22 protein-coding genes are annotated in these 23624 nt (G+C 63.0%); 3 read left to right on the forward strand and 19 right to left on the reverse strand.

Features of this window, described 5'->3' with window-relative positions; translation table 11 throughout:
* Positions 1-73 precede the first annotated feature (73 nt).
* The 5 genes from pilQ to AC0GUR_RS18280 are packed head-to-tail and all read right to left on the reverse strand — an operon-like array spanning position 74 to position 5302.
* Positions 74-2218, reverse strand: a complete 2145-nt coding sequence (gene pilQ / locus AC0GUR_RS18260; RefSeq protein WP_472878929.1) for a type IV pilus secretin PilQ — start codon at positions 2216-2218, stop codon at positions 74-76.
* A 54-nt stretch (positions 2219-2272) separates the two neighbouring features.
* Positions 2273-2812 carry a pilus assembly protein PilP gene (locus AC0GUR_RS18265; protein WP_472878930.1) on the reverse strand — a complete coding sequence of 180 codons (540 nt, stop codon included), beginning with the start codon at positions 2810-2812 and terminating at the stop codon, positions 2273-2275.
* Positions 2809-3498, reverse strand: coding sequence for a type IV pilus inner membrane component PilO (locus tag AC0GUR_RS18270; protein ID WP_472878931.1), 690 nt, complete (start codon positions 3496-3498; stop codon positions 2809-2811). Before AC0GUR_RS18270 ends, AC0GUR_RS18265 begins: the two co-directional genes overlap by 4 nt.
* The gene (locus AC0GUR_RS18275) at positions 3495-4244 is read right to left on the reverse strand and encodes a PilN domain-containing protein (RefSeq protein ID WP_472878932.1); all 750 of its coding nucleotides are present in this window, start codon (positions 4242-4244) and stop codon (positions 3495-3497) included. The genes AC0GUR_RS18270 and AC0GUR_RS18275 overlap by 4 nt, the downstream gene beginning before the upstream one ends.
* Positions 4244-5302 carry a pilus assembly protein PilM gene (locus AC0GUR_RS18280; RefSeq protein WP_472878933.1) on the reverse strand — a complete coding sequence of 353 codons (1059 nt, stop codon included), beginning with the start codon at positions 5300-5302 and terminating at the stop codon, positions 4244-4246. Before AC0GUR_RS18280 ends, AC0GUR_RS18275 begins: the two co-directional genes overlap by 1 nt.
* 250 nt (positions 5303-5552) lie before the next feature.
* On the opposite strand from AC0GUR_RS18280, the gene AC0GUR_RS18285 reads away from it, so the two are divergent.
* A complete protein-coding gene (locus AC0GUR_RS18285) occupies positions 5553-8048 on the forward strand; it encodes a penicillin-binding protein 1A (RefSeq protein ID WP_472878934.1) in 2496 nt (831 codons plus the stop codon).
* A gap of 85 nt (positions 8049-8133) precedes the next feature.
* The gene (locus tag AC0GUR_RS18290) at positions 8134-8808 is read left to right on the forward strand and encodes a hypothetical protein (RefSeq protein WP_472878935.1); all 675 of its coding nucleotides are present in this window, start codon (positions 8134-8136) and stop codon (positions 8806-8808) included.
* Positions 8809-8942: 134 nt separating this feature from the next.
* On the opposite strand, the gene AC0GUR_RS18295 is transcribed toward AC0GUR_RS18290, so the two are convergent.
* From AC0GUR_RS18295 to rpoZ, 7 genes are all read right to left on the reverse strand, one after another.
* A complete protein-coding gene (locus AC0GUR_RS18295; protein ID WP_472878936.1) occupies positions 8943-10238 on the reverse strand; it encodes a citrate synthase in 1296 nt (431 codons plus the stop codon).
* Between the two features lie 252 nt (positions 10239-10490).
* Positions 10491-10736, reverse strand: coding sequence for a type B 50S ribosomal protein L31 (locus tag AC0GUR_RS18300; protein WP_019466242.1), 246 nt, complete (start codon positions 10734-10736; stop codon positions 10491-10493).
* A gap of 107 nt (positions 10737-10843) precedes the next feature.
* Positions 10844-11770 (reverse strand): nucleoside hydrolase, encoded by a 927-nt coding sequence (locus tag AC0GUR_RS18305; protein WP_472878937.1) that lies wholly within the window; start codon positions 11768-11770, stop codon positions 10844-10846.
* Positions 11771-11839: 69 nt separating this feature from the next.
* The gene (recG, locus tag AC0GUR_RS18310) at positions 11840-13960 is read right to left on the reverse strand and encodes an ATP-dependent DNA helicase RecG (protein ID WP_472878938.1); all 2121 of its coding nucleotides are present in this window, start codon (positions 13958-13960) and stop codon (positions 11840-11842) included.
* A 48-nt stretch (positions 13961-14008) separates the two neighbouring features.
* Entirely contained in the window at positions 14009-14392 is a 384-nt protein-coding gene (locus AC0GUR_RS18315; RefSeq protein WP_472878939.1) for a RidA family protein, read from the reverse strand.
* A 124-nt stretch (positions 14393-14516) separates the two neighbouring features.
* Complete coding sequence (locus tag AC0GUR_RS18320) at positions 14517-16682, reverse strand: RelA/SpoT family protein (protein WP_472878940.1); 2166 nt, start codon at positions 16680-16682, stop codon at positions 14517-14519.
* A gap of 133 nt (positions 16683-16815) precedes the next feature.
* A complete protein-coding gene (gene rpoZ / locus AC0GUR_RS18325) occupies positions 16816-17106 on the reverse strand; it encodes a DNA-directed RNA polymerase subunit omega (RefSeq protein ID WP_019466236.1) in 291 nt (96 codons plus the stop codon).
* Between the two features lie 198 nt (positions 17107-17304).
* On the opposite strand from rpoZ, the gene AC0GUR_RS18330 reads away from it, so the two are divergent.
* Complete coding sequence (locus tag AC0GUR_RS18330) at positions 17305-18156, forward strand: MlaA family lipoprotein (RefSeq protein ID WP_472878941.1); 852 nt, start codon at positions 17305-17307, stop codon at positions 18154-18156.
* Between the two features lie 71 nt (positions 18157-18227).
* Here AC0GUR_RS18330 and AC0GUR_RS18335 read toward each other — a convergent pair whose 3' ends face one another.
* The 7 genes from AC0GUR_RS18335 to AC0GUR_RS18365 form a co-directional block, all read right to left on the reverse strand.
* Positions 18228-18536: an STAS domain-containing protein gene (locus tag AC0GUR_RS18335; RefSeq protein WP_472878942.1), complete on the reverse strand. Its 309-nt coding sequence runs from the start codon at positions 18534-18536 to the stop codon at positions 18228-18230.
* Positions 18536-19207: an MlaC/ttg2D family ABC transporter substrate-binding protein gene (locus AC0GUR_RS18340; protein ID WP_472878943.1), complete on the reverse strand. Its 672-nt coding sequence runs from the start codon at positions 19205-19207 to the stop codon at positions 18536-18538. The genes AC0GUR_RS18335 and AC0GUR_RS18340 overlap by 1 nt, the downstream gene beginning before the upstream one ends.
* A 54-nt stretch (positions 19208-19261) precedes the next feature.
* The gene (gene mlaD / locus AC0GUR_RS18345; RefSeq protein WP_472878944.1) at positions 19262-20128 is read right to left on the reverse strand and encodes an outer membrane lipid asymmetry maintenance protein MlaD; all 867 of its coding nucleotides are present in this window, start codon (positions 20126-20128) and stop codon (positions 19262-19264) included.
* A 58-nt stretch (positions 20129-20186) separates the two neighbouring features.
* Positions 20187-20966: a lipid asymmetry maintenance ABC transporter permease subunit MlaE gene (mlaE, locus tag AC0GUR_RS18350; RefSeq protein ID WP_472878945.1), complete on the reverse strand. Its 780-nt coding sequence runs from the start codon at positions 20964-20966 to the stop codon at positions 20187-20189.
* On the reverse strand, positions 20963-21799 hold the full coding sequence (locus AC0GUR_RS18355; protein ID WP_472878946.1) for an ABC transporter ATP-binding protein: 837 nt from the start codon (positions 21797-21799) through the stop codon (positions 20963-20965). The genes mlaE and AC0GUR_RS18355 overlap by 4 nt, the downstream gene beginning before the upstream one ends.
* 270 nt (positions 21800-22069) lie before the next feature.
* The gene (gene gmk / locus AC0GUR_RS18360; RefSeq protein ID WP_472878947.1) at positions 22070-22711 is read right to left on the reverse strand and encodes a guanylate kinase; all 642 of its coding nucleotides are present in this window, start codon (positions 22709-22711) and stop codon (positions 22070-22072) included.
* Entirely contained in the window at positions 22708-23568 is an 861-nt protein-coding gene (locus AC0GUR_RS18365; protein WP_472878948.1) for a YicC/YloC family endoribonuclease, read from the reverse strand. The genes gmk and AC0GUR_RS18365 overlap by 4 nt, the downstream gene beginning before the upstream one ends.
* Between the last annotated feature and the right edge of the window lie 56 nt (positions 23569-23624).

Below are 23624 nucleotides of genomic sequence, written 5' to 3' on the forward strand. Positions count from 1 at the left end.
ACTGGCTGCGACCGATTCAGACATGAAAAAGGGCGGCCTGGGCCGCCCTTTTTCGTCTTGCTGGCGAGACCGCTTACTGCAGGCTCTCGCTGAGGATGCGCGGCGTCACGAAGATCAACAGCTCCGCCTTGTTGCTTTCGCGCTGAGTGCTGCGGAACAGGATGCCCACGCCCGGAATATCGCCCAGGCCCGGCACCTTCGAGGCGGAGTTCTGCTTGGTGATTTCGTAGATGCCGCCGAGCACCACGGTCTGTCCGTTATCGACCAACACCGAGGTGTTGATCTCACGCGTATCGATCGTGGGTACCTGGCCACTGCCCGGCACGGTGATATAGCCAGCCAGCGCGTCCTTCTTCACATTGATCATCAGGTACACGCGGTTGTCCGAAGTGATCGTCGGCGTGACCTTCAGCTCCAGCACCGCGTCCTTGAACGCCACGGTGGCGGTGCCGCTGCCACTCGCGCCGGTCGCGCTGTTCTGATAGGTGACGTAGCCGATTTCCTGACCCTGACGGATGACCGCTTCCTGCTGGTTGGCGGTAATGACGCGCGGGCTGGAGATCACTTCACTGCGGCCTTCGGTCTGCCCTGCCTGCAGCTCCAGGTCGATGGCGTAGTTCTTGCCCAGGATACCGAGCGCAAAGCTGCTCGTAGCGGGATCGACCGTCGGCAGGTTTACGTTGATACCACTGGCCGTACCCTTGCCGCTGGATGTGCCGCCCGTCGAAAGCTGCTGCTGACTCGGATTGGTAATCTTGCCCTGCAGGCCGAACTTGGCACCCAGCTCACGCGTGAAGGTGTCCGTGGCGATCACGATGCGCGACTCGATCAGCACCTGCTGCACCGGACGGTCGAGCACGGAGATCAGTTCGCGCAGCTCACGGATCTTCTGCGGGTTGTCGTTGATCAACAGCGTGTTGGTGCGCTCGTCGAACGACACGCTGCCACGAGCGGACAGGAATCCGCGAGAGGCCTTATTCGCACCGGCGGCGCCGCCGCCACCGCTGTTAGATGCAGACAGGCTACCCTGCGTCAGCAACTTGGCGATGTCCTTGGCCTTGCCATAGCTGATCGGCACGTAGTCGGTCACCAGCTCGGCATTGTCTTCCGCCTTGACACGGGCATCGGCAATGCTTTCCTCGTACTTGGCCAGCTCTTCCTGCGGCGCAATCCAGATCACATTGCCATTGCGACGCTTGTCGAGACTCTTGGCGCGCAGCACGACGTCCAGCGCCTGATCCCACGGCACATTGACCAGACGCAGGGTCACGCTGCCACCCACCGTATCCGACGCCACCAGGTTCAGGCCGGAGATATCAGCCAGCAGCTGCAGCGCCGAGCGCACCGGGATGTCCTGGAAGTTGAAGGTCACACGATTGCCGTTGTAGACCGGATCCTGACCCTTCGTCAGCTTCGGATCACCGCCCTTGGCGTCCTTCTTCTTGGGCGCAATTTCGACCACGTACTGGTTGCCACTCTGGTAGGCCGAGGTTTCCACCTCACCCTTGGTGCTGATTTCCATACGCGCGCCGCCGCGCACCCCCGCCTTGGTCGCGATGGTCTGCACCGGCGTGGCGAAGTCGAGTACGTCAAGGCGCTGAGCGAGATTGCTCGGCAGGGTGGCGTGGTCGATATCCACCACGACCTTGTCGCCCTGATGCTTCATGTCGGCACTGGCACCCGCACCGCTGAAATCAATCAGCACACGGCCTTCGCCATTCGGGCCACGGCGGAAGTCGATGTTGGACACCGAGGGGCCATTGGCCATCGAAGGCAGCGCCTTGGAAGGATCAATGGTCGCGGCTGTCGTCGTGGTCTGGGCATCGGTACCGTTGTTCACGGTCAGCACCAGGCTGTTGCCTTCGACGCGCGAGCGATACGTGGATTCACGCACCAGCTCCACCACCACGCGGGTCCGGCCGCCGGCCGCCACCGCTGACACGCCGGTAGTCGCCCCCTTGCCGATGTCGAGATGACGCGGCGCGGCGTTATCAGTGTCGGCAAAGTCGACCGCAATGCGCGGCGGATTACCGGTAGAGAAGATCTTCGGCTCCGGAACCGGCCCCTGGGCGAAATTGAGGTGCAGCTCGACACGGCCACCTGGCAGCGTGTCGAAGCTGATGTCCTTCAGGGTGCTGGTCGCGGCAGCCGCGGCGTTCGACCAGGCTGCGCCCAGCGTCAGCAGGCCTACCACCATATAACGGCTAGCCTGGCGCATGACACGGCCCCGAACAGTTTTGAGTTGCTTGGTCATTGCATCAGCCCCTGTTTCTTATTTCTCGCTGAGCGCGATGCTGGCGGAACGTTCCATCCAGCCACCATTGCCGTTGGATACCAGTTCCACCAGGTCGATGTGGTCCTCGCCAATCGCGGTGACCCGACCGTAGTTCTGGCCCATGTATTCGTTGCGGTGAACGCGATGGATCACGCCCCCCGGATCCTTCACCAGTACTTCCATGCCTGCGCCTGCACCCACGGTGCCGACCATCTTCAGGCTGTCCAGCGCGAACATTTCCAGCGGTTCCTTGGACCGGTTCTGGTCCGGACGGGGGCCCGCATTGGCGCCGTCCTGCTGCAACTCGGCGGTGCTCGGAGAGAACGGATCTCGACGTTCCTGATCGTTGTATTGAAAGGTCTCAAACGTCTTGATGACCGGCAACGGCGGAATCGGCGCACCCTTCTTTTGCTTTTCCTGCGCGACCCACTGGTGCAGATCGTCCTGCCCGCTGCAACCGGCCAGCGTCAGCATGGCGCAGCACACCAGCAAGGCTTTCACCGTGGTGGCGGGCCTGATGGCAACCCTCTTGCTCATTTCTGGCCCCCTGTCTTTGCCGGCGCCTTGCCCGTAGCCGACTTGGCGTTGGCGGCCTTGGCCTCAGCGCTCTCGTCTTCTTCCAGATAACGGTAGGTCTTGACCGTGCCCTGCAGCACCAGCATGCCACCGGTGGCAATACCAGTTTTGGCGTCCTTGCTCTTCGGCGTCAGCGACACATCGTGCATGGTCAGGATCACCACGCGCGGCAGCGAGGCCACACCGCTGATGAAGGTGCCGAACTGGTGGTACGTACCCACCATGCGCAGCTGAATCGGCTTCTCGGCGTAAAAGTCCTTCGGCGACTCCGCACCCGGCTGGAACAGCTCGGTTTCCAGGCCCGCTGAAAGTGCCGTCTGTGAAATGTCCACCAACAGCTCGGGCATTTCGGTCTTGCTGGGCAGCTGGCGCAGCAGCTGGCGCAGCATGTCCTGCATTTCGTCAAGCTGCTGCTGCAGAGTCTCCAGATTGACCGACTTGGCCTGCTTCTGGGAGAACTCCTGCTTCAGCTGCTCTTCCTTGGCTGCCGCGGTGTTGAGATCGTCCTGCTGGTCGCTGATTTTCAGACGCCAGCCCAGGAACACGACAAGTCCAAACACGAGTGTGCAAAAGAACACCTTGATCGAGATCGGCCAACCACCGATGTTGTTGCGATCGAGGTTCCGCAGGTCATTGAGGAACTTCATGGCTTCGCTCCTCTATTGCCTGCAGGGCTGGTGGGCTTGCTAGCCCCAGCCGTGGTGGCGGCGGTGGCCGGCTTGGCCGGCTGCGAAGCACCGGACGCCGCTGGTGCCACCGGGGCCGCTGCCGGGCTCTGCGCCGTCGAGCTGGACGCTGCCGGCAAGATCGGTGAGTGGTCGTCGTCGACACCCTCACCGTCCTCAGTGGACTTGGGCCGGCTCAATGCCACGTCCAGGCCAAAGGCGTATGGCATACGGCTATCGCCATGCGTGTTCTCGGTCTTGCGCAGATCCGCATGACCCATCCACTGCGACCCCTCGATATTGCGCATGTACTCGGCCACGCTGGCGTTGGACTGGGCCACGCCTTCCAGCGTCATCGATTCACCGACCTGCTTGAGTCCGCCCAGGCGCGCGCTGGCCGGAATGGTCTTCACCAGCTCATCGAACAAATGGACCATCTGCGAGCGATTGGCCTGCAGCTGCTCGATGATCTGCTTGCGTGCCAGCAAGCGTTGGCGGACCTTTTCCAGGTCCTTGATCTTGGCGATGCGCTCATCGAGCTGTTTGATCTCGCCTTGCAGATAGGTATTGCGATCGTTCTGGGTATCGATGCGCTCGCCCATCCAGACCGACCACAACAGCAGCACCAGCACCGCTGCGACAAAGGCGGCGGCCAGCTGCATGAAGAACTCGCGCTCGCGCTGCTTGCGGCGCTCGGTGCGCCACGGAAGTAAGTTGATGTGTGCCATCAGTCAAAGCTCCTCAGCGCGAGGCCGACCGCAATCATCAATGCGGGGGCGTCCTGTGCCAGCGACTGGGCCTGCACGCGAGGCGACAGCGACATGCGCGCCAGCGGATTGGCCACCACGCACGACACGCCGAGCTGCTGCTCGAGCATCTGGCCAATGCCTTCGATGGAGGCGCATCCGCCGGCCAGTACCACCTGGTCGACCTTGCTGTACTCGCTGCCTGCGAAGAAGAACTGCAGCAGGCGACTGATCTGCTGAACCAGCGAATCCTTGAAGGGTTCCAGCGCCTCGTTCTCGTAGGAGTCCGGCAGGCCACCCTTGCGCTTGGCGCGGCCCGCCTCCTCGTAGGAGAGGCCGTAGCGGCGCATGATCTCGTCGGTGAGCTGCTTGCCACCGAACACCTGCTCGCGCGAGTAGATGGTGCGCTGATTGCGCAGCACCGACAGGGTGGTCATGGTGGCGCCAATGTCGACCACGGCGACCAGCGCATCGCGGCCGACGTTCAGCTGATCGGCCACCATCGCGAAGGCGTTCTCCATCGCGAAGGCTTCGACATCGACCACCTTGGCGGATAGCCCACCAAGATCGAGCGCGGCGACGCGCATGTCCACGTTCTCGGTGCGCGAGGCAGCGAGCAGCACATTGTTCATTTCAGGGTTGTCGCGCACCGGACCGAGCACCTCGTAATCGAGGCTCACTTCTTCGATCGGGTACGGGATGTACTGGTTGGCCTCGACCTGGATCTGGCCTTCGAGATCATCCTCGGACAACTCGCTTGGCATCGGAATGATGCGCGTGATCACGGCCGAACCGGCCACGGCCGCCGCCGCGTGCTTGAGCTTGGAGCCCGAGCGCGCCAACGCACGACGAATGGCCTCGCCCACCGCCTCGACTTCGACGATGTTCTTTTCGACCACTGCATTGGGGGGCAGTGGCTCGACCGCGTAGTGTTCCACGCGATAGCGACCGCCGGCCTGACTGAGCTGCAGCAGCTTGACGGCAGTCGAACTGATATCGACGCCAACAAGCGGCGGCTTCTTGGGTGTAAAGAGCCCCACGATTTTCCCCCTTGCCCCTGGGCGCCCGTGCCTTGGAGTGGCACAGTGCGCGTCGGCATTTAATCCAAAAATTAACGTATTGGCAACGGCCTACGAGCTTTTTCTCGACTCATTCGCGTGACGGCATCCACAGGTTGGGCGAATGGGCCGGTGGCCTGTTTTTTGCTGTGACGTACTCGGTTCATGCCGTGGATACTGCTACATCTATACTCTGTCTTGTTTTGACTCAAGTCTCGCAAACACCCAAACCATGCAAATTCTCACGCGGTTCCTGCGCTGGATCCTGATCCTGGCCTTCACGGGTTTGCTGCTGGGTTTTGCAGCGATAGGCGTGGCCTACTGGCTTGTTTCCCCTCGTCTTCCTTCGGTGGCCGTGCTCAAGGACTACCATATGCAGGTGCCCCTCAGGGTGCTCTCTGCGGATGGCAAGCTGATTGCGAGCTTCGGCGAGACCCGCCGCATCCCCGTGGCCATCAGCGGGGTTCCCGACCGCCTTAAGCACGCCGTGCTGGCTGCGGAGGACGCCGGCTTCTACCAGCACCCTGGCGTGGACTGGCACGGTATCGCCCGTGCCGGCTGGCACGTCATCGTCTCGGGTGGCGACAAGGGCCCGGGCGGCTCGACCATCACCCAGCAGGTGGCGCGCAACTTCTTCCTGAGTCCCGAGAAGCTGTATTCGCGCAAGATCACCGAGATCTTCATCGCCCTGCGCATGGAGAGCGAGCTGACCAAGGACCAGATCCTTGAGCTCTACCTCAACAAGATGTTCCTGGGCCACCGCTCCTACGGCGTGGCCGCGGCTGCCTCCTATTACTACGGCAAGACGCTGGACCAGCTGACGGTGGCCGAAAGCGCCACCCTGGCCTCCACCTTCCAGCTGCCCTCGGTGGTCAACCCGCTGAACAACCCCAAGCGCATGATGGCCCGCCGCAACTGGGTGCTTGGCCAGATGCTGGAGAACCACTACATCAGCAAGGCGGAGTACGAGCAGGCGATCGCCGAGTCGAACAACGCCTCGCCGCATGAGCCGCCGATCGAGGTCGATGCGCCCTATCTGGCCGAAATGGTCCGCCTGCAGGTGCTCGACCGGCTGGGCAACGATGCCCTGACGGAGGGCTACGTGGTGAAGACCACCATCCAGAGCAGCCGCCAGCAGGCGGCCGTCGACGCAGTGCGCTCCGGCCTGGTCGAGTACGACCGCCGCCATGGCTGGCGTGGCCCTGAAGCCCACCAGGAGCTGGCCGCCGATGCCAGCACAGAGGATTTCGAGCGCGCCCTGGCCGGCTACACCGACATCTCCGGCATGCAGCCGGGCATCGTGACCGAGGTGTCTGGCAATGAGGCAAGCATCAACCTGGCCAGCCGCGAGCCGGTGAAGCTGGGCTTCGAGGCCGTCAGCTGGGCACGCCCACGCATTGACGATACCCGCGTTGGCGCGACGCCGAAGAACGTGGCCAGCGTGCTCAAGCGCGGCGACATCGTGCGCCTGTCGCGCGATGAGAAGGGCCAGTGGCAATTGACCCAGATCCCCGCAGCACAGGCAGCCCTGACCTCGGTCAACCCGGAGGACGGCTCGCTGCAGGCACTGGTGGGCGGCTTCAACTTCCTGCGCAGCAAGTTCAATCGTGCGGTGATGGCTGCCCGCCAGCCCGGCTCCAGCTTCAAGCCGTTCATCTACTCGGCGGCCTTTGAGCGCGGCTTTACACCGGCCTCCATCGTCAATGACGCCCCGATCTCTTTGCCCGACCCGTCCCGCCCGGGCGGCCTGTGGACGCCATCCAACGACGACGACAAGTTCGACGGTCCCATTCCCCTGCGCGAAGCGCTGGTGAAATCCAAGAACCTGGTGTCGGTGCGCCTGCTGGATGCCATCGGCGTGCGCTTTGCGCGCGACTACATCACCCGCTTCGGCTTCAGCCTCGACTCGCTGCCCCCCAACCTGTCGATGGCGCTGGGTACCGCCTCGGTGTCGCCGATGAGCATGGCCCGCGGTTACGCCGTGTTTGCCAACGGCGGCTATCTGGTGACGCCGTACTTCATCAGCGAAATCGATGATCGCGACGGCAAGCCCGTGTATCAGGCCAACCCCGCACGCGCGTGCCGCACGTGCGCCGAGCGCCTGCTCGACACCCGCCCGCCCGGCCCGCCACCGGCAGGCACCACGGCGGCGCCCGCCAACGCCGTTGCCGCGGCGGCAACGGCCGGTGGTCCTGCGGCGCCCAACAGCGTAGGCGGGGTCGGCGACGCTGTGCTCCCTGCGGACGCCCACGGCGACGGCGCGCACCCGCCCGTACTGGCCCCACAGGTCATCGACGGTCGCAACGTCTACCTGATCACTTCACTGATGCAGGACGTGATCAAGCGCGGCACCGGCGCTGCCGCCATGGCCCTGGGTCGTGACGACCTGGCCGGCAAGACCGGCTCCACCAATGATCACCGCGACGCGTGGTTCTCCGGCTTCAACGGCACCCTGGTGACCACCGTCTGGGTGGGCTTTGACGATTTCAGCTCGCTCGGCAAGGGTGAGTTCGGCGCCAAGGCGGCCTTGCCGATCTGGATGTCGTATATGGGTGCCACCCTGAAGGATCAGCCGTCGGCTACGCTGCCGATGCCGCCAGGCATTTCGACGGTGCAGATCAATGGCAAGTCCGAAATAATGAAGGTCGAAGATGTGGACCGCATGAGACAGCAGGCCAATCAAGAACAGGAGGACCAGGATCAGCAGCACGCCTACGACATCTTCTAATCGTCGGCAGCGCGGATCTTCTCTGTTGTCCGTTCTGCCGCCCGCGCCCGCCATGTCGGGCGTTAGATCGCCGGAGGAATGAGGCATGGCACGAGGTCAGCACCATCGAATCCACGCGCAGGACCGTCTTCAGCGCAACCGTCTGCGCGTCGCCCAGGAGGCGGCGCGATTGATGAGCGAACACGGCATCCGCGATTTCCACCACGCCAAGGTCAAAGCCGCCGAGCGGCTGGGCATCGTCGATGCGCAGGCCTTGCCGCGCAACAACGAGATCGAGGAAGCGTTGCGCGAGCATCAGCGCATCTTCCACGCCGAAACCCAACCTCAACTGCTACAAGAGCGACGCGAAGCGGCCGTAGAGGCCATGCGCTTCCTCGATCGCTTTGAACCACGCTTGGTCGGTGCAGTGCTCGAAGGCACCGCCGATGCACATTCGGCGGTATGCCTGCATGTGTTCAGCGACACGCCCGAGTCCGTAGTGCTGTTTCTGCAGGAGCGCGGTGTACCCCTGACACAGCAAACGCGTCGCCTGCGTATCACCCGTGACGAGCAGGCCGAGTACGCGGTACTGCTATTCGCCGCCGATGGCCTGCCCTTCGACATCACCGTGCTGCCGCTCGACTCGCTGCGGCAACCACCACTGGATCGCATGGACGAGAAGCCTATGCGACGCGCCTCTTTGGCAGCCGTTGAAGAATTACTTTCGGAAGCAGAGAACGACGACGAGTTCGAGCGCATGTTGTCGTCGGCACTGAAGTGAGCTCAGGAGTGAGTAAAGACAAGTGAGAAGTTTAAGAGAGCTGCTTTCTCTCACTCCTCACTTCTATTTTCCAGGCTCCCAATAAAAAACGCCCCGGCATGCCGGGGCGTTTTTCTGTACGAAGCCTACAACGCTTAGCGCTTGTCCGCTGGCGTGTAGTCACGCACATTGGCGCCGGTGTAGATCTGGCGCGGACGGCCGATGCGAGCACCTGGGGTTTCGTGCTGCTCGATCCAGTGCGAAATCCAGCCGGCGGTACGGGCGATGGCGAACATCACCGTGAACATCTCGGTCGGGATACCCAGCGCCTTGTAGATGATGCCCGAATAGAAGTCGACGTTCGGGTACAGCTTGCGCTCGACGAAGTAGTCGTCCTTCAGCGCCGCCTCTTCCAGCTTCATCGCCACATCGAGCAGCGGGTCATTGATGCCCAGCTCGTTCAGCACCTTGTGGGTCATCTCGCGGATGATCTTGGCGCGCGGGTCGAAGTTCTTGTACACGCGGTGGCCGAAGCCCATCAGGCGGAAGTTGTCGTTCTTGTCCTTCGCGCGCTTGACGGCGGTTTCGACCTTGTCGGCTGTTCCGATCTCTTCCAGCATCTTCAGCACGGCTTCGTTTGCACCACCGTGCGCCGGGCCCCACAGCGCCGTGATACCGGCAGCCACGGAGGCGTACGGGTTGGCGCCGGTCGAACCGACCAGACGCACCGTCGAGGTGGAAGCGTTCTGCTCGTGGTCGGCGTGCAGGATGAACAGTAGATCCAGTGCCTTGGCAGCCACCGGGCTCAGCTCCAGCGGTTCGCTTGGCACTTCGAACATCATGTGCAGGAAGCGATCGACGTACTCGAGGTTGTTGCGCGGATAGCGGAACGGCCAGCCGATCGAGTAGCGGTAGCAGGCGGCGGCGATGGTCGGCATCTTGGCGATCAGGCGGATCGCGGCCAGCTTGCGGTCTTCCGGATTATCGACGTCGATGTCGTCGTGGTAGAAGGCCGACAGCGAAGCCACCGAGGCGGCCAGCATGGCCATCGGGTGCGCGTCGTGGTGGAAGCCCTTGAAGAAGTCCTTCAGGGACTCATGCATCATCGTGTGATGCGTGATCTGATGTTCGAACTGGGCGAATTCCGTTTTGGTCGGCAGCTCGCCATTGAGCAGCAGGTAAGACGTCTCGAGGAAGCTCGACTTCTCCGCCAGCTGCTCGATCGGGTAACCGCGGTAAAGCAGCACGCCCTCGTCACCGTCGATATAGGTGATGGCGCTCTTGGTGCTTGCGGTGCTGCCGTAACCCGGGTCGTAGGTGAAATGGCCCGTGTCCTTGTACAGCGTTCCGATGTCGATGCATGCGGGACCCAGAGTGCCGCTGAGCAGAGGCAGTTCACTGCTGCGGTTGGTCGACTCATCCACCAACTTGACGATCTTGGAATCGGACACGGAAAACCTCCTTCACGAAATGTCGTCGCCAACGTATCGCCCCTATGGACGATGCCGGCGAGGTAGGGTTGATGTCGCAGCGGGGAAGACTGCGACACCTCGCCGCTCATTATCGCATATCGCCTTACCAACATGCCCTAGCGGATGGTCGGATGGCACGCGCAAAAAAACACGGGGCGAGCCATGCTCGCCCCGTGTGATATGCATGCGAACGCTGCGTGGCCGCAGCGTTACAACAAGCGTGTCGCGCGATTACTTCTGCGCGTAGCGCTTGCGGAACTTGTCGACGCGACCACCGGTGTCCAGCGTCTTCTGCTTGCCGGTGTAGAACGGATGGGAGTGGCTCGAGATATCCACCTTGATCAGCGGGTACTCGTTACCGTCTTCCCACTTGACGGTTTCCTTGGTGGCGATCGTCGAACGCGTCAGGAACGCGAAGTCCGACGACAGGTCCTGGAACACCACCGGGCGATAATTCGGATGGATATCGGGCTTCATGACTGACTCAAAGCGGCGGGTGAAAAGAGCGGCATTTTAACCACCATTCCCGCCCATTGGCAAGTCCATCAGTCACTTGGGCCGCTCAGGCCGCTTTCGAGGTCGTTTCAGGCCCCCAATGCGCCTCGCACCAAGGCCCCAAAACGCTCCTGATCCACCGCCATGACGATGCGCGCGTTGGCCGGACGACCAAGCCGGGACGTCCAATCCACCACTGTGGCGCCACGAGTAAGACGACCATCCAGCTCCACCGCCACATGACGCTCTTCGGCGCGCGTAACGATAGCCGGATCGATCGCCACCGCCATCGCCAACGCATCAGCAGCGATCACGCCGTGCCGACCGCGCTTGGCATTGAACGCACGTGCCGTGCCAAACACCTGCGCGAAGAATGTCGCGCGCTGATCGCCAGCAGCTAGCCAGGCGTTGAACGCCTCGTCATCGAACGCATGGCGAAGCACTACTTCCCAATCAACCAGATCGAACTTCGGAAACGCTTCGAACACGACATGTGCCGCTTCCGGATCAAAACCGATATTGAACTCGGCAGGAATCTTGCCGGTGTTGCCGAGCCCGGTGACGGCGCCACCCATGATCACCAACCGCTTCACACGCTGCGGCAAGGTGGGGTCGAGGCGCACTGCAAGCGCCAGATTGGTGAGCGGCCCCAGGGCCACCAGGGTGAGATCAGGCTGTTCGTGCGTCATGCGCAGGATGGCCTGCACCGCGTGCTCATCGGAGGCCATCGCCTTGGGCTCGGGAAAACCGACATCACCCAGGCCATCCGCACCGTGCACGTGCACGGCATCTTCCTCAGGCATGCGGACCAGCGGCGTCGGACACCCCGGGAACACCGGCGTGTTCATCCCCACCAGATCCACCAGCGTCCGCGCATTGCGTACCGTGTGGGCTAGGCCGACGTTGCCCGCCGCAATCGTCAGCCCGCTGACGCGCGCATGTTGGTGCGCCATCAGGATGGCGAGCGCGTCATCCACGCCCGGGTCGGTATCAATCAAGAGTTGCGGCTTGCTCATGATGCGTCGTCGTTGTGTTTGAACAGCCAAGCATAAGAGCTTGCGACGCGCGGGCAAACCCCAAAACAGCTAGGCATGGGCGTAACGGGCCGCTCCGCCAATCCAGCGCACAACGAGCTGCTCGGTCTGCTGCGGATAGTGCGCCAGCAATTGTGCCCCTACTTCCTGCACCGCCGGCAGCAGGTGCGCGTCCCGCGCGAGATCGGCGATGCGGAAACTCAGCTGCCCCGTCTGGCGCGTACCCAGTACTTCGCCGGGGCCGCGCAGCTCCAGATCTTTCTCAGCGATACGGAAGCCATCGTTGGTTTCGCGCATCACCTGCAGGCGCTCCTGCGCCAGCTGCCCCAGCGGCGGCTGATACAACAACACGCAGTTGGAGGCGATCGCGCCGCGCCCCACCCGGCCACGCAACTGATGCAACTGGGCAAGACCCAGCCGCTCGCTGTTTTCGATCACCATCAGGCTGGCGTTCGGCACATCGACACCCACCTCGATCACCGTAGTGGCGACCAGCACCGACAATTCGCCAGCCTTGAACGCATCCATGACGGCCTGCTTTTCCTTGGGCTTCATGCGCCCGTGGATCAGGCCAATACGGCAATCCGCCAGCGCCACAGACAGCTCTGTATGTGCCACCTCGGCCGCCTGCGCTCGCAGCTGCTCCGACTCCTCGATCAGCGTGCAGACCCAATAGACCTGCCGCCCTTCCAGGCATGCCGCATGGATACGGTCGATGACTTCGGCACGACGCGCGTTGGAAATGGCGATGGTCTGCACGGGCGTGCGCCCCGGCGGTAACTCGTCGATGGCAGACACGTCGAGATCGGCATAGGCGCTCATCGCCAACGTGCGTGGAATCGGTGTGGCCGTGAGCACCAGCTGATGTGGCACCAGCCCGGTGTTGTGATCCGCTCCCTTGTCGCGCAGCGCCAGGCGCTGCTGCACACCAAATCGATGTTGCTCGTCGACAATGACCAGCCCCAGCTGCGCGAACGCCACACCCTCCTGCATCAACGCGTGCGTACCAATAACGACCTGCGCTCCTGCCGCGACGCGCTGCAGAGCCTGCTGACGCGCCTTGCCCGCCACCTTGCCGGCCAGCCACGCCACTTCGATACCCAATGGTGTGAGCCAATGACGGAAGTGATGCAGATGCTGCTCGGCCAGCAACTCCGTGGGCGCCATCAGAGCCACTTGATAACCCGACTCGACCGCAGCCAACGCAGCGAGCGCCGCCACAATGGTTTTGCCACTGCCCACATCCCCCTGCACCAGCCGCAACATGGGCTGAGGCTGCGCAATATCGCTGGCGATTTCCGACGTGACACGCTGCTGGGCGCCAGTGAGACCGAACGGCAGGCTGGTCAGCAATTGCTTCCTCAGCGCGCCAGTGCCGCTCAGTCCTGGCGCATGGCGACGACGCACCGCCGCGCGCATGCGCTTGAGGCTCAGGTGCTGGGTCAGCAACTCTTCAAAGGCGAGCCGCTGCTGCGCGGGATGACGCCCCGTGGTGAGCTGCCCCAAGTGCGCATCCGGCGGTGGCCGGTGCACGTATAGCAGGGCATCGCGCAGCGAGGTCAAACCATGCGCCTTGCACAGCGCCGGCGGTATTAGCTCCAGCTGCGCATCAGGCGGCAAAAGGGCCAGCGCTTTTGCAATCACACCGGCAAGCCGCTTCTGGCCCAGACCTTCGGTGGTCGGATACACCGGCGTCAGCAGCTCGTCCACCGTGACAGGCTCATCGCCGGTCAGCCGCCGGTACTGCGGATGCACCATCTCCAGTCCATGCGTACCCTGGCGCACTTCGCCGTAGCAGAGCAGACGCGCACCGGATTGGAGCTGATCCGCCTGACTGCGATTGAAATGGAAGAAGCGCAGCTGCAGGGTTTGATGCGAGTCATCGCCAATCGCCACTTTCAGCTGCGGGCGATAGCGAAAGCCGCGCTCGACCGCCTCGATAATTCCTTCTACCTGTGCGCGATCCCCCGGCCGCAGGTCGGCGATCGGCGTGACACGGGTTTTGTCTTCGTAACGAAGCGGCAGGTGAAACCAGAGATCCTGCACACGCTCAAGGCCCAGCTTGGCCAGTGACTCGGCGAGCGCGGGGCCCACACCTGCCAGCACCGATACCGGCGTAGCGCCGGGATCGGTCAAAGGGGCAGCAGAGACGCGGGGGCTACTTGGTGGCATCAGCCAAGCCTAACCGGACGCGCAGCCAGCGGCTGCGACGTCAAATGATCAGTCAAGCACCATGACGGCATCGACTTCCACGTTGGCCATCTTCGGCAACGCGGACACTTCGATGGTGGAGCGCGCCGGATACGGCGCCTTGAAGTACTCAGCCATCACTTCGTTGACGATCGCGAAATGCGCCAGATTGGTGACGTAGATGCCCACGCGGACAATCTTGTCCAGCGACCCGCCCGCTGCTTCCGCCACTGCCGTGAGGTTGTCGAAAACCCGACGGGTTTCTGCCGCAATGCTGCCCTCCACCATCGTCCCAGTCGCCGGATCGAGCGGGATCTGGCCGGAGAAGTACACCGTGTTGCCGGCACGCACGGCCTGCGAATACGGGCCGATGGCCGAAGGTGCCTTGTCGGTAGCGATGATCTGGCGAGTCATGGGAAAGCCTCGTGGTTGCTCAGGCCTGCCAGTCTAAAGCGAGAAGTGAGTGAAGAGGAGTGTGAAGTAAGAGGAAGAGCTTTTGTCTTATCTCACCTCTCACTCCTCTCCACTCACTCCTACCCTACAGCGGATAGCGATAGGCGCCGCTGACGACGCCAGTGCGGCGTACGCGCCGGATGACGTCGGCCAAATGTTTGCGGTTTTTTACTTCCAGCGCGAACAGCAGGGTAGCGGCGGCGGCGTCTCGCTCGACGTATTCCACGTTCTCGATATTCGAGTTGGCGGCGGCAATCGCGGCTGCCACGGTAGCCAGCACACCCGGACGATTGATGACCTCGATACGCAGCTCGGCACGGTAGTCGCCCTGCACATCGTGATCCCATTCGATCGCCACGCAGCGTTCCGGCGACTTGCGCAATTCCACTACGTTCGGGCACTCCACCCGGTGAACGACGATGCCCTTGCCCGACGAGAGATAACCGATGATCTCGTCGCCCGGCAGCGGGTGACAGCAATTGCCAAAACTGAGCACGCCACGCTCGGCACCGGTGATGCGAATCTTCTCGGCGATATGCGGCGACTGCTGCACATCCGTGGCTTTCTTGCCGCGCGCTGCCACCAGCTGGCTCGCCACCAGATGCGGCATGCGATTGCCCAGGGCGATATCGGAAAGTAGTTCTTCGAGGCGCTTGAGCTTGGACGTTTCGAGGAAGCGATCAAGCACCGCCGGCGGAATCGCATCGAGGCTGGTACCCAGCGCATCGAGGGCGCGGTCAAGCATCCGATGTCCGAAATCTACCGCATCTTCATGCTGCAGATGCTTCAGGTATTGGCGAATCGCCGTACGCGCCTTGCCGGTAACCACCGACTCCAGCCAGGCCGGATTCGGCAGCGCCGAAGGCGCGGTGATGATCTCCACCAGCTGACCCGACTCCAATCGCGTACGCAGCGGCAGCAGCTTCTTGTCCACGCGGGCCGCCACGGCGTGATCGCCCACGTCGGTGTGCACCGCATAAGCGAAGTCGAGCGCGGTGGCGTTGCGCGGCAATGCGAGAATGTCGCCACGTGGCGTGAACAGATAGACCTCGTCCGGGAATAGGTCGATCTTGACGTTCTCGATGAACTCAGACGACGACGCCGTGTTCGCCTGACTGTCGGCCAGCGAGGAAAGCCATTCGCGGGCGCGCGCCTGTGCACTGTTCGCCGGGCCCGAATCGGTCTTGTAGGCCCAGTGCGCAGCCACGCCGCGCTCGGCCACCGAGTCCATCTCCGCCGTACGAATCTGCACCTCGATCGGCGCGCCGAACGGCCCGAGCAGCACGGTGTGCAGCGACTGGTAACCGTTGGCCTTGGGGATGGCAATGAAATCCTTGAAGCGCCGATCCACCGGCTTGTACAGCCCGTGCACTGCACCGAGCGCCATGTAGCAGCTCATTGCGGAATCGACCACGACGCGGAAGCCGTACACGTCCATCAACTGGGCGAAGCTCTTGTGCTCGTTGCGCATCTTCGAATAGATGCTCCACGGCGACTTGATGCGACCCACCACCTTGGCAGTGAGATGCTCCGCGGTCAGGCGCGTGGACAGCGCCGCCTCGATCTTGCCCATCGCCTCGCGACGGTTGCCCAGCGCGGCGCGAATGCGCTCACTGATGACGCGGTAGCGATCGGGATAGAGCGCGCGGAAGCCCAGATCCTGCAGCTCCGCCTTGGCCTTGTTCATGCCCAGGCGTTGCGCGATCGGCGCGTAGATCTCCAGCGTTTCGCGCGCGATGCGGCGGCGCGACGGGGCATCTTTGGCGCCGAGCGTGCGCATGTTGTGCAGACGATCGGCGAGCTTGATCAGGATGACGCGCAGGTCGCGCGCCATCGCCAGCAGCATCTTGCGGAAACTCTCCGCATCAGCCTCCTGGCGGCTGCTGAAGCGCATCTTGTCCAGCTTGGTGACACCATCAACGAGCTCGGCCACCGTTTCGCCAAACTCGTCTGCGAGCTCAACGCGGCTCAGCGCAGTGTCTTCCAGGGTGTCATGCAGGATCGCCGCGATGATGGTCTCGGCGTCCAGCCCCAGCTCGGCCAGAATGCCGGCCACCGCCACGGGATGGGTGATATAGGGCTCACCGCTCTTGCGGGCCTGGCCCTCGTGCGCCACCGCGCCCACCTGGTAGGCGCGTATCACGCGGGCCACTTGCGGTTCGGGCAGGTAGGCCACGCGCTCTTTCAAGGCCAGCACGTACGGCGGCAGCGTCGACGAATCCGTGGATGAGGAGTCCGTGACGGCCGGCATGGATGTTCGGTCCCCGCTCAGGCGACCGCCTCGCGTCGTTTGAAGGAAGCGAGGGAGGCGGCGTAACGCTCGCAGCGCAAAGCGCCGGACAAGCCGGCGCCAGTGAGCTGCTGACTACAGCCGCCACCGTCCATCAGTCGTCACCGCCCTTGGAAAGGTCGTCATCGACTTCGGCAGCGGCCCACTCCAGCGCCTCGCGCTCGGCACGCTCGCGCTCGGCCTTATCGATCTCGTCGATGGTGGCCTGGTCGATGCGACGGTCGGCGATTTCGCGCAAGGCGAGCACGGTCGGCTTGTCATGATCGGGATGGACTGCCGGCTCGGCACCCTTGGCGAGCTGGCGGGCGCGCTTGGTCGCCATCAGCACCAGTTCGAAGCGGTTGTCGACCACCTGCAGGCAGTCCTCGACGGTAATGCGTGCCATCTGAAATCCTTAAAGAATAAAGCGACTTATCACCTGTCAGTGTAGCCATCGGCCGCTTTGCTGGCAATGCAGCAAGACGTAGAATGCCCGGTTCATGCGGCCTGCAGCCCGGCTCCGAGAGACTGGCAGGCCTGTACATAATAAAAAACCAACAAGTACAATATTCCTCTTACCCCTGCCCCAGGACAGTCGCCACCTATGCCGTCCTCCCTCCGTACCCTTGTTCTGCGCAGCCTGCCGCTGGTGGCGCTGGCCTTGCTGACTGGCTGCACCATCGCCAAGCCTCGCACCGACGATCCGTACGAGACGATGAACCGCAAGGTTTACGCCTTCAACGACTCGCTGGACAAGGCAGTGATCCGACCGGTAGCGGTGGGTTATCGCAAAGTGACCACCCCGGGCATGCGCAGGGGCGTGAGCGACTTCTTCACCAACATCCGCCTGCCGATCTCAGTGGCCAATGACCTGCTGCAGGCGCGGCCCAAGGACGCCGTGGTGGGTAGCGGACGCTTTTTGGTCAATCTGACACTGGGCATCGGTGGGTTCTTCGACCCGGCCAGCCAACTCGGCATACCCCTGAACGAGACCGACTTCGGCATCACCCTGGCGCGCTGGGGCATCCCGGACGGCCCGTACCTGGTGTTGCCGTTCCTCGGCCCCACCACCGGCCGCGACGTGTGGCGCCTGCCGGTGGACGGTTACTTCTTCGACCCGATGAGCTACTTCGCGCGCAACAACCACTACGAGTACGGCCAGGAATACCTGCCGCAGGTGCTGTATCTGGTGACGCTGCGCTCCAGTGCGATCGATGCGGAGAGCTTCCTCAACTCGGCCTACGACCCATACGCCTTCCTGCGCGACGCCTATCGCCAGCAGCGCATCTACCAGATCTACGAAGGCAACCCACCGACCGAAGTGATCGAGCAACTGCAGGGCCTGAAGGACCAGAATTTCGACCCGGACAAACTGCTGGAGGAACAGCAGGACTGGGAAAACAAGAAGCAACAGCCTGCGCAGAATCCGAATCCGCCAGAGCAGCACAAGGACTGAGCAAACGCTCAGCACCGACGAAAAAGGGGCCACAAGGCCCCTTTTTCATGCATGATGACGAAGACGGATCGTCAGGCCATCAGCTCTTCCACCTCGCACACACTGGCAAGCAGATGCATGCCCTCCGGCATGTTGCTCACACTCAGCCGGCGGCCTCGCTCGGCCGCCTGAGCCAGCACCGCCAACACGCAGGCAAGGCCTGCGCTGTCACTGCGGGTAAGTCCGGACAAATCCAGCGTGGTGCGACCGTCGCGCGCCACGGCAGCATTGATGACCTCCAGCGCGGCTGCCGCGTTGGCAAATGTCATCGTGCCGGAGACGCGCACGCTGCCGGCGGCGCCGTCATCCACCTGAGGTGGCGTCGTGCCTGAGGTGGCCATCACGGCGAAGCCTTGGTGTCCTTTTCCATCGATTCCAGCGCCTTGTCACCCTGGGTTTCCAGATTGGTGATCAGCTTATCCATGCCCACCTTGCGGATTTCGGAATCGACCTGGTTGCGATAGTTGGTGATGTAGGAAATGCCTTCGATGATCACGTCGTAGGCCTTCCAGCTGCCATCGCGATCCTTGCGGAACGCGTAGTCGACCGCCACGGTCTTGCCGTCATCCAGCGTCACCTGGCTGCGCACAATGGTGCGCTTTTCATTCAGGTCGCCGCTGAACGGCAGCACCTTCACGCGGCCTCGGGTGTAATCCAGCAGGCCCTCGGCATAACGATGGGTGATGGAGTTGTAGAACGCCTTGGCGAAGCGGGCGCGCTGCTCGGGCGTAGCCTCGCGAGCGTGCTGGCCGAGCACCAAAATCGACGCATAGTCGATGTCGAAGTGCGGCAGAAACACGCTGTCGATCACACCGATCAGCTTCTCGTGGTTGTTCTTCAGTTCCTGCTGATGGCCATCAATGGCCTTGCCAAGCTGATCGGAGATACCTTGAACCACCTGGACAGGCGTTAGCGTGGCGTCCGCCGAGGCGGCGGTGCTCTGGGCGAAAGCGGGCGCGGCGATCACGCTGCCGAAGGCGATAGCGGTGGCAAGGGCCAGACTGCGCAACATGGGGGAAACTCCTGAACGGTATCTTGAGGGAATATCGGTACGCGTCGCGTCAGATCAATGCTTGCCGCCAGTATCAGCCTTGCTGCTACTGGCATCCTTCTTGTCGCTGGACGAGCCGCTGACCAGGAACTTGCCGATGAGATCCTCGATCTGCAGCGCCGACTGAGTCAGCACCAGTTCGTCACCGTCCTTGAGCATGTCAGGCGAGCCGCCGGGCTGGATCGCAACGTACTGCGTGCCGATCAAACCACTGGTGAACACCGCGGCGGCCGAGTCATCGGGGATTTGGCTGTAACGCTTGTCGATGGTCAGCGTCACCTCGGCATCCAGCTTGACCGGGTCAGCCCTGATCGACTGCACGCTGCCAATGGCCACGCCGGCCATCTTCACCGGGGCGCCCGCCGATAGTGCGCCGATATTGGTGAAGCGCGCCTTGACCTGGTAGCTGCCGGACAAGTTGTCCGCCGCGCCGCCCGCACCGAAGAACTTGCCGAGCATCTCTTCCAGCTGCTGCGCCGGGCGCGTACGCGCCAGCGTCTCGCCGTCAGCCACGGGCTTCTTGGAGCTGCCGTACTGGATGCCCACGTACTGGTCGCCCAGCAGACCGCTGGTGAAGATGGTGGCGACCGAATCGTCAGGAATCTGGCTGTACTTTTTGTCGATGGCCAGCGTGACTTCGGCGGTTTCCCTGCCCGGATCGAGCACGATAGCCTGCACCTGGCCGACGCGCACGCCCGCCACTTTCACCGGCGCGCGCTCCTTGAGCTGGCCGATATTGGCGAAGTGCGCCTCGACGGTGTAGCTCGGGCCACGGCTGGTATTGGCCACCGACGTGGTCTGGGTGGCGAGATAGCCCAACGCAGCAAAGCCAAGCACGATGAACAGGCCGGTGCCGACGGCATAGGATTGTCTCTGGCTCACGGCACGATCCTCAATGAATAGGTGGTAGATACGTTGATGTCAGTGCGCATATCGGTCGTCACATCAGGAACGCGGTGAGCACGAAATCGAGCGCAAGAATGGCAATGGACGAAGCGACTACGGTGCGTGTCGTGGCATACGCCACGCCCTCGCTGGTGGGCGGTGTGGTGTAACCCTGGAATACAGCGATGAGCGACACCACCGTGCCGAACACCACGCTCTTCCACAGCACGCCGTTGATCACGTCCTTCACCACCTCGACGGTGGCGGTCATGTTCGACCAGAAGGTGCCGTTGTCGATGCCCAGCCAGCTGACGCCCACCAGGTGACCGCCAAAGATACCCAGCGCGCAGAACACGCAGCACAGCAGCGGCATCGCAATGATGCCGGCCAGGAAACGGGGCACGGCCACATAGGCAATCGGGTCGACCGCCATCATCTCCATCGCGGCGATCTGATCGGTGGCGCGCATCAGGCCGATCTCGGCGGTGACCGAGGTACCTGCGCGCCCCGCAAACAGCAGCGCCGTCACCACCGGGCCCAGCTCGCGATAAATGGCCAGCGCCACCACCGTACCGGTGGCCGAGGTACCGCCGAAGATCGACAGTACGTCGTACAACTGCAGCCCCAGCACCATGCCGACGAACAGGCCGCAGACCATGATGATGATCAGGCTCATCGCGCCGACGAACCACAGCTGGCGCACCGTCTCGCGGATATGCCGCATGCTGCGCGGGATTGCCACCAGCATGCGCAGCAGGAAGAGGCCGCAGTCGCCAATCTGAGACAGCGAACGCAGCACGATGTTTTCGGAGCCTGTCCTCATGGTCGCGCTCATGCGCCACTCCCTGGAAAACCAAGCGACGCACCAAGGTCGCCGGCCGGATACTGGAACGGCACCGGGCCATCCGCCTCGCCACCGAAGAACTGGCGCGTCCACGGCGAACCGTCGTCGGCAATCGTCTTCGGATCGCCCTGCGCTACGACCTTGCCGTTGGCGATCAGGTAGATGTGATCGGCCACCTGCTTGATCGCCTCCAGCTCATGCGCCACCAGCACACTGGTGATACCCAGCGTCTGATTGAGCGTGCGGATCAGCTTGAGCACCTGATTGAGCGCAATAGGATCGAGGCCGACAAACGGCTCGTCATAAAGAATCAGCATCGGGTCGAACACAATGGCGCGCGCCAGCGCCACACGGCGCGCCATGCCACCCGAGAGCTCCGATGGCATCAAAGCCGACGCACCACGCAGCCCCACAGCCTGCAGCTTGGTCAACACGATGTTGCGAATCAGCACTTCCGGCAGCTTCGTATGCTGACGCAGCGGAAAGGCCACGTTCTCGAACACGTCGAAATCGGTGAGCAAGGCGGAGTTCTGGAACAGATAGCCGATGCGCTCGCGCAGCTCGAACAGCTTGTCGCGCGACAGCGCCGGCACGTTGTTACCGTCTACCCACACCTCGCCGGAGTTACCGCGCATCTGGCCGGTAATGTGCTTGAGCAGCGTGGTTTTGCCGGTACCGCTGGGGCCCATGATGGCGGTGATCTTGCCGCGCGGAATGTCCATATCCAGCGCGTCGAACACCTTCTTGCCATTGAGCACCGTGGTCAGGCCACGGACACGCACCAGGGTGCTGTCATCGGGCTTGGCGCTAACGGAGTCGGTCATGAGCTAGGGCTGCGGCTTGGGAAAGCGCCCAAGTTAGCTGAATACGGGATTGAAGGCCATGCGCCGAACGTCCCGGCGCTCAGGAACCGCTAACGAAACAATACCTTGCGATCCGCGCACGTTCTGGTGGGAGCGCACCCTGTGCGCGACGAACCGCAAAGGATGGGGTTACTGCCCGACCCAATGACCCGCAAAGGTCGGAAACCAGAGGCGCTGCCGTGCTCCGCGGTCGCGCACAGGGTGCGCTCCCACCGATGCAGCCCAGGCTGTTTAGGCCAGCAATTCGGCGATCAATGCCTCGTGCCGCTGCCATTGCAGCGCAGTGCGCTGACGCACGGCATGAACGATCGCCTGTAGGTCGCCGAGGGCAACGTCGAAGTCGTCATTGACGATGATGTAGTCGAACTCATGCGCGTGGGCGATTTCTTCGCGCGAATTGTGCAGGCGGCGCGCAATCACTTCGGGGCTGTCCGAACCACGGCCACGCAGGCGGCGTTCCAGTTCGGGGCGCGACGGCGGCAAGATGAACACGCTTACGCAATCGGGCTTGGTCTTGCGGATCTGGCGTGCGCCCTGCCAGTCGATTTCCAGCAGCACGTCACGCCCTTGCGTCAGCAGCGTGTTCACCGTGGTGCGTGACGTACCGTAAAGATTGCCGTGCACTTCGGCATGCTCGAGGAAGATGCCTTCGGCAATCTCGCGCTCGAATTCCGCGCGCTCCACGAAGTAGTAATGCCGGCCATAAAGCTCGCCCGGACGGGGCGGGCGCGTGGTGTGCGAGATCGACAACGAGATGGCCGGCTCGCGCTCCAGCAGCGCATTGACCAGGGTGGATTTGCCCGCACCCGAGGGCGCGGCCACCACGAACAAGGTGCCTTCGACGCTCGGGGGCTGGGACGCTTCGGTGTTCATTCGATGTTCTGCACTTGTTCGCGCATCTGCTCGATCAGCACCTTCAGCTCCACAGCGGCGTTGGTGCTGCGCGCATCGACGGCTTTGGAGCCAAGCGTATTGGCCTCGCGATTGAACTCCTGCATCAGGAAGTCCAGGCGACGGCCGATCGGCTCCTTGGTGCCGAGCACGCGGCGCGTCTCGCCGATATGCGTGCTGAGGCGGTCGAGCTCCTCGTCCACGTCGCTGCGGGTGATCTGCAGCACCAGTTCCTGCTCCAGGCGGCCGGGATCCGCGGGCTGCTTGATGTCGGCCAGGCGGGATTCAAGGCGGGCGCGCAAGCCCTCGCGAATCTGCGGCATGAAGCTGCGCACGTCCGCCACGATGCGCTCGATCGCATCGAGGCGATCTTTCAGCAGCTCGGCCAGCTTGGCGCCTTCACGCTCGCGGGTGGCTGTGAGCGCATCCAGGGCGCGGTCCAGCACATCCAGCAGCGCCGCCTGCAACACCTCGGGGTCCACTTCGGCCTGCTGCAGCACGCCGGGGAAGCGCAACAGCTCGGTAAACTCGATGTTCATGCGCGGAAAACGCGCTTCCAGATCCAGCGCCAGCTCAGACAGGCGGGCCAGGGTGCCGGCGTTCACCTGCAGCGATTCGCCACGCGACTCACCGCGCAAACGCACGGTGATATCCACCTTGCCGCGCGAAAGGCGGGCCGCGATGCGCTCACGCAAGGCTGATTCGAACACGCGCAGCTCGTCCGGCAGGCGCGGGCTCAGCTCCAGGTAGCGATGATTAACCGTGCGCAGTTCGCAGCTGAGCGAGCCGGCGGGACCGGTCGTCTCGGCGGAGGCGTAAGCCGTCATGCTGCGGATCATGGGGGAACCTGCGTGTCTGGAAAGGGCGCAATGGTAAACTTTCCCGCCCTGGCTTG

The sequence above is a fragment of the Dyella sp. PARNA 12/25 genome, from assembly GCF_055702865.1.

Bases quoted from the DNA above. Each gene is read 5' to 3' on its own strand.
- pilQ (WP_472878929.1), bottom strand. From the start codon at position 2,218: ATGCGCCAGGCTAGCCGTTATATGGTGGTAGGCCTGCTGACGCTGGGC.
- AC0GUR_RS18265 (WP_472878930.1), bottom strand. From the start codon at position 2,812: ATGAGCAAGAGGGTTGCCATCAGGCCCGCCACCACGGTGAAAGCCTTG.
- AC0GUR_RS18270 (WP_472878931.1), bottom strand. From the start codon at position 3,498: ATGAAGTTCCTCAATGACCTGCGGAACCTCGATCGCAACAACATCGGT.
- AC0GUR_RS18275 (WP_472878932.1), bottom strand. From the start codon at position 4,244: ATGGCACACATCAACTTACTTCCGTGGCGCACCGAGCGCCGCAAGCAG.
- AC0GUR_RS18285 (WP_472878934.1), top strand. From the start codon at position 5,553: ATGCAAATTCTCACGCGGTTCCTGCGCTGGATCCTGATCCTGGCCTTC.
- AC0GUR_RS18290 (WP_472878935.1), top strand. From the start codon at position 8,134: ATGGCACGAGGTCAGCACCATCGAATCCACGCGCAGGACCGTCTTCAG.
- AC0GUR_RS18300 (WP_019466242.1), bottom strand. From the start codon at position 10,736: ATGAAGCCCGATATCCATCCGAATTATCGCCCGGTGGTGTTCCAGGAC.
- AC0GUR_RS18305 (WP_472878937.1), bottom strand. From the start codon at position 11,770: ATGAGCAAGCCGCAACTCTTGATTGATACCGACCCGGGCGTGGATGAC.
- recG (WP_472878938.1), bottom strand. From the start codon at position 13,960: ATGCCACCAAGTAGCCCCCGCGTCTCTGCTGCCCCTTTGACCGATCCC.
- AC0GUR_RS18315 (WP_472878939.1), bottom strand. From the start codon at position 14,392: ATGACTCGCCAGATCATCGCTACCGACAAGGCACCTTCGGCCATCGGC.
- AC0GUR_RS18320 (WP_472878940.1), bottom strand. From the start codon at position 16,682: ATGCCGGCCGTCACGGACTCCTCATCCACGGATTCGTCGACGCTGCCG.
- rpoZ (WP_019466236.1), bottom strand. From the start codon at position 17,106: ATGGCACGCATTACCGTCGAGGACTGCCTGCAGGTGGTCGACAACCGC.
- AC0GUR_RS18330 (WP_472878941.1), top strand. From the start codon at position 17,305: ATGCCGTCCTCCCTCCGTACCCTTGTTCTGCGCAGCCTGCCGCTGGTG.
- AC0GUR_RS18335 (WP_472878942.1), bottom strand. From the start codon at position 18,536: ATGGCCACCTCAGGCACGACGCCACCTCAGGTGGATGACGGCGCCGCC.
- AC0GUR_RS18340 (WP_472878943.1), bottom strand. From the start codon at position 19,207: ATGTTGCGCAGTCTGGCCCTTGCCACCGCTATCGCCTTCGGCAGCGTG.
- mlaE (WP_472878945.1), bottom strand. From the start codon at position 20,966: ATGAGCGCGACCATGAGGACAGGCTCCGAAAACATCGTGCTGCGTTCG.
- AC0GUR_RS18355 (WP_472878946.1), bottom strand. From the start codon at position 21,799: ATGACCGACTCCGTTAGCGCCAAGCCCGATGACAGCACCCTGGTGCGT.
- gmk (WP_472878947.1), bottom strand. From the start codon at position 22,711: ATGAACACCGAAGCGTCCCAGCCCCCGAGCGTCGAAGGCACCTTGTTC.
- AC0GUR_RS18365 (WP_472878948.1), bottom strand. From the start codon at position 23,568: ATGATCCGCAGCATGACGGCTTACGCCTCCGCCGAGACGACCGGTCCC.